Raw genomic sequence first — 7,261 nt, forward strand, 5'->3', positions numbered from 1 at the left:
CGAATTGGAGGCTGCGGAGCGGTCGGGGGAGCCGGTTGATCTGAACGATATGCAGGCTTTGGTTTCTCAGCACATGAACGATGCTCAGGAATACGACCTGTATCACCCCTATTATTCGTCCCTTGCGGATCTGTCCGGCGACAAGAGTTTTCAGGATTCCGACGACTACCAGTCGCCCGGTGATCGCTATGTTCAGTATATGCAATCAGCTTTGGGGCAGGCCGGTTTCGAGAACTACGAACAGCAGACCAAGGATATTGTGAACTCCATCGAGAACATGGAGGCTCTTGCACGAGAGGTCGAAGATCCGCATCTGCGTGCTGCAATGGACGTGCAGATCGGAGAGCTGAAGGGCGATGTTGCCGAGCTACGCCCATGCGACACCGACCTGCAGGCGTACACTGTTGCTGACGACAGTTACACCACGTCCATGAATGCGGCCGAGTTGGACAACCTGGACCCGTCCGAGGCCGAAAAATGGCTGGCTGTGCGTGACGACATTGTTGCAACCGCCAACAGCTTTGGTCTCGACGGAAACAAGTTCCTGGCCCGCTATAACGATCATGACAGCGTTTCAGTCGGCACCACGGCGACTTGGCGAGACGCGGACATTTCCACCGCCGCCGCCCACTTTGACAGCCAAGGCGTTCCGGACAGCTACGAGCGCGCCGAGGCCGTTGTCGGTGAGCTGCACCAAGTTTCATCCAGCAAGATTGCCGCAGTGGTGCAAGAGATTGTCCATACCCGCGAACAGGCCACCCACGTCCATGAAGATGATGGACACAGCCTTTAACCACGGAGGACATTATTGTTTATTGTTCGCGCTGGTGAATGTGTTGCCGGGAACAGCGAGAACACCGGGTTGGAGTAATGTGGGGTCTGTTCCGATTGGGACGGACTCTTGTCCTTGGACATTCCGGGCATTCGCTGCACCACGTTTGAATAGGCAAGAAGCGCAACAAAACTGCCATTGGATCCTAAACAATCAATGACCGCTATCAGCCCTAAACGGACATTCGCAACAAGACTTTGCAGCTCCTGCTTCGGACCAAAAGGCGTCAGAGATTGATGGGAGGTGTCGTCACACTTGTTAGCGTCGCCGTTGCAAGCAGGATCAGGGCAACAGCGAGAATCTCTATCGAAATCGACCGCCGGAGAGCAATTTCCGCGCCACGCTTCTCAGCCCTGAGAGCCGGAACGAGTTTCAACTTGTTCAGCGCCGCGATTCCAAGAAGGGCAGAAACGATCACGACCTTGACTAAAAGCCCCAATCCATAGGCCGTTCCGAACAAGGCGGCCAGTGAGCCGGAAAGCAGCCATGCGAGTGCCGCGCCTACTACAATCAGGACGGCAACTCCGTAAGCAGCGACATTGCCAAAGTGGTGCAGTAGATCGGCCTCAGTTGGAGTGAGCACCGCTTTGCGCAAAGGCAGTAGAGCACCGACCCAAAACGCGGCAACCAGCAGATGAAGAACCAGCAAGACTGCGAGAGCCGCTCTAGGCTCTCCTAGCGAGTGTCCCACCTGAGCAAAAGAAATCGCTATGGCAAGGCTGCCCGCCAAAGCAATCCACTGCCCGACGCGTTGGAGCAAAATTGCCAATATCGCGAGTTCACCCACTCCTCGCCAAATCGCGGCGGTGCCAAGTGGACTGTCCCAGACAAAGCCAAGCATCATTGGGTCCGTCGCGCCCTCAAAGCCCATCCCGGATATCCGTGCCGCTCTAATGCCGAAACGCAAAGCCAGAACGGCGAGACCGAGTAGCGCCGCACCGACCGCGAGGTGCCTTGCAAGGCGCAAAACAGACACTTCGGCGCGCGTGGCAAAGAGGACGGTGAATAGGACGCTACCCATCGCCAGCAGCGCCGTACCGTAGCCAAGTGCTTTCGCCAGAATGGCCAAGACGGCAACACCGTCAATGGGGGCCAGTCCGGTCACTCAGTTACCCTGAAAGAGAAGCTGCCCTGCATCGGGTGACCGTCGGAAGCCATACCTCGCCAGTCGAAACGATAGCTTCCGGGTGCAAGCTCCTCCAAAGGCATAGCTCGGAACTCCATAGCGGGGTCCATACCTGTCTCGCGCTCAATTTTGACGTCGCCATCGGGTGAGGTCAGCGTGACCGAGATGATGCGCATCGGATCATCGAACCGCATGGAAAGCTCCGGCACGTCCGTGACAGTCGCGCCGTCAGCCGGTGTCGTTGCCTCGGACTTTGAATGCGCAGCCGCAAGCATTGGAGCTGTCGCTACGGCCAAACCGACAAGAGTTTGTTTGATCATCTGAGTTTTCCTCTATTCGGATTGGGCATTCAGTTCGTCGTGGTACTCACGAAGCTCATCGGGCCAGGTTGACTTGATATAAGAAAGGACCGCTATGATTTCGTCATCGCCGAGCACACCTTCATAGACCGGCATACCGGTTGGGGGTGCATTTTCCATCAGTCCGGCCAGGCCAAATTTGGTCAAGGTGAAGAGCGTTTCATCATCGTGGTGCCACGTATGCCCTGTGGCGTCATGCGGCGGTGCTGGTAGCAAACCATCCTCGTCGCGTGTCTGCCAGTTTGGCTGTCCTTCAAGGTTCTCACCGTGGCAGGTAGCACATTGGTCCGCGTATATTTCTTGGCCAACGGCGACCAGTTTGGCGTTATCCGGTGTCAATAGACCGCCCGCTTCTGAGGGCTGGGTCAGAACGAAAGCTACGGCGAAACCGGTGAGCGCAAGCCCACCGGTGACCAAGAGTGTTGTGCGCCCTAGCATCAGGTGTCGAACGGCTGCGCGGTGCCCGCACGGTAGTATACTGTACCGGCCCCAGCCTCTCCCCCAAATGCAATGACGTCGTAAAGGGCGGACGGATCGTCGCCCATACCAGGGGAACCCATTGGCATGCCAGGAACAGCAAGCCCTATGATGACAGGCCGATCCCTCAACACAGCTTCCAGTGCTTCGAACGGCACATGGCCTTCAAAGACATAGCCATCGGCTTCAATGGTATGACAGGATGCGAGGTTCAGCGGGATACCCCGCGCTGACTTCTGTGCTTCGGGGTCCGTCAGTTCCTCAACGGTGACGGCGTAGCCACGCGCGCGAGCCAAGTCGGCCCATGCGTGACAGCATCCGCAACCTGGTGAGCTGAGCACGTGCATTGGGGTGCCTGCACGGACGGGAAGAGCAGTCGCGATGAGAGCAGTTGCAGAAAGTTTGGTGAAGTGACGACGTGAGATCATATCTGTCAGTCCTTTGATGTGAAATTTGAACGGAATGCGGGCGAGCGCCCGTTACCATTCAGGTTTTCGGAGGACCGGTGGGAACACCCAGTGCGAGGCCCGAAAAATCGGCTCCAGCGTACGTCACACCACCCACTGAGATCACCATTGGAGCAATCGGCGAAATCCCCACCGTGGCGACAAGATCACCAAAACAGGATGTTGAACCCATGCCGCTAGTGGCGTCGCAACAATCCGCAGCAGCTTTCTCGGTATCAGCCAACGGATCGTCGCCCGCCATTTGAGCATGATGAACAGAATGATCCGATCCATGGGTCAAGCCATGCTTCACTGATGCAGCGGACGCGCCAGAGAATGCAACAACAAGAAGTATCGAAAGGAGCAAGCGAAACATACCAAATACCTACTGGGGGTATGTGGTTTTGACAAGTTACGAGGATGTGTCGAAGCAAACGATCCTAGTTGCATCCATTGAAGTTGCGCCACATCTCTGGATCCGGCCCGTCTAATGCGGTTTTACATGAATCACCTGAAATTCCGGTAAAACTGAATTTTGACTGACCTGCTTATTTGTCAGCAACGGAAAGGTCAGCAGGTGGGCGTTTAGCCCAGAGTGATGCCAGTGATGAAGGTGTACGAACTTTCGACCAGATCGATGACGACATCCAACTCTTCCGGTGTCGTCGGTGTATAGATCATGACAAAGCCGCTCCACCCAGGACGTTGATTGGCCCAAGGGTGCGCTACGGCCCAACCCGCCTCAATTGCCCGTCGCGCCATTGCGGGGTCTAGCGAAGCGTGCAAGCTGCCATCAGGATGCATATGCGCAAACTCAAACCCACCGACGATAGAGCTTGGTTGAGACAACAACATGTCGGGATCAAGCTGAAAACCAATTGCGCCAGGAAGCGATATGCGTGTCGGACCAAGTGTGACCCCTGGGAATTGCGCAATACGCTTCAGCAATAGCTGGGCCAGGTCGGGATCGATTTCGACACCAATCTGAGTATGGGGTACGCCGCTTGTCGTTTCGGGACGGGGTGAGGTGCGCTCCGGCAAGGAACGCTCTTGCGCGAATGCCAGCGGGCACGTCAAAGTCACGGCTGCCGCAGCAGCCGCCAGTAGTCTCAGGAACACATTCATTTTGTTGCCAGCCGGTCAAAAATTAAGAATGAGCGCTCAGCGCAGTATCAGCTCCCCTGCACACATCATTCAGCCTTTAACGCTTCGATATTGATCAAGAGATCTATTTCGTCGCTCACCGCTGGTGCAAACGCCCCAAGTCCGAATTCAGACCGCACGATAGTCGCGGTGGCTGCCAGCCCCATGGTCGGCGTGCCCTCCTTTTCGCCAAACGGGTATGGCGCCGACTTGTTAAGCGTTGTTTCCAAAACAACAGGTTTGGTGACGCCATTCATGGTCAGATCGCCAGAAATATTCGCGGTATTGTCACTGGTCACTTCAATGCTGGTTGAGGCGAAAGTGACCACGTCATCGTCACTCGCGCTGAAAAAGTCATCGGACATGAAGTGTTGCAGACGGGCGTCCCAGCCCGTGATCATGGATTTTACAGGCATAGACACAGTGACAGATGACGCAGACGGATCATCTTCGTTGAACTCTATCTCGCCGCTAAAACCTGAGAACATTCCAAATGTTTCTGAGAACCCGATGTGGTCGTAGCTGAACAAGACCTGACTGTGTCCGGGATCCAGCTCGTAAGTCCCACTCTCGGATAGCGCGGTTGTCGCACCCATCGATAAGAGTACCGCCAGCGGGGTTGCTGCCACTTTGAACATTGATACGCTCCCATTTTGACAAGACGTGTTTGTGGGATTTAGGTTTTGACCGACCATACTTTTAGAACAAAATGTTCTACTATGCAACAAAATGTTCTATAGGAGGGGTGATTGAAGGAAGATCCTAGGCTGATCGCCACGCGACAGACGGCGCTTGATGCGGCACAAACGATACTGATGGATGAGGGCGTGCTGCACGTAACTCATGGCGCAGTTTCAAAGGCAACGAGCATTTCGCGCAGCACACTTTACAGGCATTGGCCAGATGCGCGTAGTCTGCGTGATGCAGCGTTCAGGCGCATCGCTACACCGCCGAACATACCGCCCAAAACCGATGGCCCGCTGCGATCTGACCTGCGCTGGCTACTCGGTGTACTGATGGGAGCCTTGAATGACACACCATGGGGTCAAATTGCTCCTCAGGTGGTCGCTGCTGCGTCCACCGACGAAGAAGCAAGGTTAGTGATAACAGAATTCATGAAAGACAGGTTCGCGAGTGTTGAAGCAGTATTTGCAGCCGCAATAGACCGCGATGAGATCACCGCCGATGTTCCGGTCGACCAACTCATAGAACTAGCAGTCGCGGCACCTTATTTCCGCAAGCTCATACGTCACGAGGCACTGGACGAAGAGTGGTTGGACCAACATGTTGATCTGCTTTGCAGTATCGCGAAAACCAATTCGGGACAGTGACCATCGCCTGACTAGGCAATCAAAGCGGCCAATAAACATAACAGTTTCCAAGATCGCAGTATGGCTACGTTCGCCGCTTGACATCAGCACGCCGCAGGGTCAATTCGATGCGCTCCTCACAACGTTGACGACTGCACCCTGATTTGTCGCTGCCGCTAATTCACAATGCAACATGAACACCTTTGGGTTCAGTGTCGCCCACGGCAATGTCGACTTTCAGGAACCGGCCAAACCTTGCAATGTCCAGTATCCTCCTCTGATGCGCCTTTCGCTGACTTGCACATAAGTGACTTGAAGCAGCCCAAACTGAACCTTCTCACCCAAGCATTGCAATTTAGTAAACTCGCAACGAAGCGGCATTTAGACTATTTCCGCCCAAAAACCGCTTCCAAAACGCGATCCCCCAGACTGACTTGGTAATGTCAGGTTCAATGCGGGCGTCACGCGTACCAATGCTGCCCGATTAGTCCGTTGCGAAGCAATAAAACAGACCTGCCCCGCCTGAACGTGGCAGATGTTCCTCTCCGCAACCGCGCGAGCCGTGCGATGAGTTCCAGGACACCATGTTTCGGGCATCGTTGAGACCGATACGGTCATGATGCCCGACAATCGCAGATCCATCCTCGCTGTTCGAAGTCCAGTTACTGCATGTTGTGTCACCGCCTGCCGTAGAGAAGTAACCTGCGGAATCGGAGCCGGTCAGAATGTCATGTTTGTTCGGCTGGCTACCACGCCCATTGACGGGGTTACCGTTTTCGTCGAGCGCTGTCTGTAGACTAATGTTCACGCTGTCGCGGTGCAGTTCTTCAACATTGTTGGCGATGAGCTCTCCATTGGCATTGTGCCAGGGGCCCGATCCGATCCGGTCGCGTGCAGAAATGCCATTGGTGATCGTCATCGGGTCGGTGCTGCGATCAATGGACATTGAAGTGCTCAGATAGGCCGCAAATGTTTTGGAAGAACCGGCCGCGGAAGCGAGTGCATTACAATGGGCATCGGCGCCTTCGAGGCCGCCTAGATTGGCACCGTCCCCCTTGCCCACACTAGTGATGAAAAACGACATCTCCTCGCCTGCCGATTGCGCCTGTGCCGCCGTTGCGAAACAGCAGATTACGAGTGCAGCAACCCCACGGATAGTTGTTCTTTTGGTGAACTTCGGCATGTGTTTCTCCCTTCGTGCTGTGTAATCACTGATGCTAGTCGTATGTAACCATCGGGTCCGGATGTATGACACTATGGTGCTGGTGCGATTCACTACAGCCGGTTGTGCATGACCGACCCTCTGGCCCTAATTATTACTACCCTACTCCGGTCTTACGTGTTAAGTGCGGTCGCTCACCTGTTCCCAGGATCATTTGTAATGAGTGACTGAGGGTCGTGACGGAATGACACAAAAAATCGCTCTTTGGTCCATTCCGATATCCATTGCGGTATTGTGTCTGACGTCAGCACCAATGGGACAGTTTAGGGCGATTTGATAAGAGAGGGTTTCTGGCTCATCGTAACCGCCAAGGAGTGGAGATGAGAAAGAAACCCGGACCCAAGCA

Annotated in this window: 10 protein-coding genes; 2 read left to right on the plus strand and 8 right to left on the minus strand. The window is 54.9% G+C overall.

Annotated elements, in window-relative coordinates:
* The coding region (locus tag ACR0MO_RS21440) for a hypothetical protein (protein ID WP_480893264.1) at positions 1-793 on the plus strand (793 nt) is incomplete at its 5' end.
* Between the two features lie 265 nt (positions 794-1,058).
* Here ACR0MO_RS21440 and ACR0MO_RS21445 read toward each other — a convergent pair.
* From ACR0MO_RS21445 to ACR0MO_RS21475, 7 genes are all read right to left on the minus strand, one after another.
* Positions 1,059-1,937 (minus strand): CopD family protein, encoded by an 879-nt coding sequence (locus ACR0MO_RS21445; protein ID WP_170451084.1) that lies wholly within the window; start codon positions 1,935-1,937, stop codon positions 1,059-1,061.
* Positions 1,934-2,278: a copper resistance CopC family protein gene (locus ACR0MO_RS21450; protein ID WP_480893265.1), complete on the minus strand. Its 345-nt coding sequence runs from the start codon at positions 2,276-2,278 to the stop codon at positions 1,934-1,936. Before ACR0MO_RS21450 ends, ACR0MO_RS21445 begins: the two co-directional genes overlap by 4 nt.
* 12 nt (positions 2,279-2,290) lie before the next feature.
* Complete coding sequence (locus ACR0MO_RS21455) at positions 2,291-2,755, minus strand: c-type cytochrome (RefSeq protein ID WP_480893267.1); 465 nt, start codon at positions 2,753-2,755, stop codon at positions 2,291-2,293.
* Positions 2,755-3,090: a DUF411 domain-containing protein gene (locus tag ACR0MO_RS21460; RefSeq protein WP_480893269.1), complete on the minus strand. Its 336-nt coding sequence runs from the start codon at positions 3,088-3,090 to the stop codon at positions 2,755-2,757. The genes ACR0MO_RS21455 and ACR0MO_RS21460 overlap by 1 nt, the downstream gene beginning before the upstream one ends.
* A gap of 190 nt (positions 3,091-3,280) precedes the next feature.
* On the minus strand, positions 3,281-3,616 hold the full coding sequence (locus ACR0MO_RS21465) for a hypothetical protein (RefSeq protein ID WP_480893271.1): 336 nt from the start codon (positions 3,614-3,616) through the stop codon (positions 3,281-3,283).
* Positions 3,617-3,825: 209 nt separating this feature from the next.
* Complete coding sequence (locus ACR0MO_RS21470; RefSeq protein WP_480893273.1) at positions 3,826-4,281, minus strand: luciferase domain-containing protein; 456 nt, start codon at positions 4,279-4,281, stop codon at positions 3,826-3,828.
* A 149-nt stretch (positions 4,282-4,430) separates the two neighbouring features.
* Positions 4,431-5,021, minus strand: a complete 591-nt coding sequence (locus ACR0MO_RS21475; protein WP_170517324.1) for a YceI family protein — start codon at positions 5,019-5,021, stop codon at positions 4,431-4,433.
* Positions 5,022-5,132: 111 nt separating this feature from the next.
* Here ACR0MO_RS21475 and ACR0MO_RS21480 point away from each other — a divergent pair, with 111 nt between their 5' ends.
* A complete protein-coding gene (locus tag ACR0MO_RS21480; protein WP_170517321.1) occupies positions 5,133-5,714 on the plus strand; it encodes a TetR-like C-terminal domain-containing protein in 582 nt (193 codons plus the stop codon).
* A 463-nt stretch (positions 5,715-6,177) separates the two neighbouring features.
* Here the strand turns inward: ACR0MO_RS21480 and ACR0MO_RS21485 are convergent, their stop codons facing one another.
* Positions 6,178-6,876: a hypothetical protein gene (locus ACR0MO_RS21485; RefSeq protein WP_480893276.1), complete on the minus strand. Its 699-nt coding sequence runs from the start codon at positions 6,874-6,876 to the stop codon at positions 6,178-6,180.
* Positions 6,877-7,261: the final 385 nt, after the last annotated feature.

Source organism: Ruegeria sp. K5 (assembly GCF_056531805.1).

What these genes read in the sequence shown, in the direction of transcription:
- ACR0MO_RS21475 (WP_170517324.1), bottom strand. Translation starts at nt 5,021, where the DNA reads ATGTTCAAAGTGGCAGCAACCCCGCTGGCGGTACTCTTATCGATGGGT.
- ACR0MO_RS21450 (WP_480893265.1), bottom strand. Translation starts at nt 2,278, where the DNA reads ATGATCAAACAAACTCTTGTCGGTTTGGCCGTAGCGACAGCTCCAATG.
- ACR0MO_RS21465 (WP_480893271.1), bottom strand. Translation starts at nt 3,616, where the DNA reads ATGTTTCGCTTGCTCCTTTCGATACTTCTTGTTGTTGCATTCTCTGGC.
- ACR0MO_RS21455 (WP_480893267.1), bottom strand. Translation starts at nt 2,755, where the DNA reads ATGCTAGGGCGCACAACACTCTTGGTCACCGGTGGGCTTGCGCTCACC.
- ACR0MO_RS21485 (WP_480893276.1), bottom strand. Translation starts at nt 6,876, where the DNA reads ATGCCGAAGTTCACCAAAAGAACAACTATCCGTGGGGTTGCTGCACTC.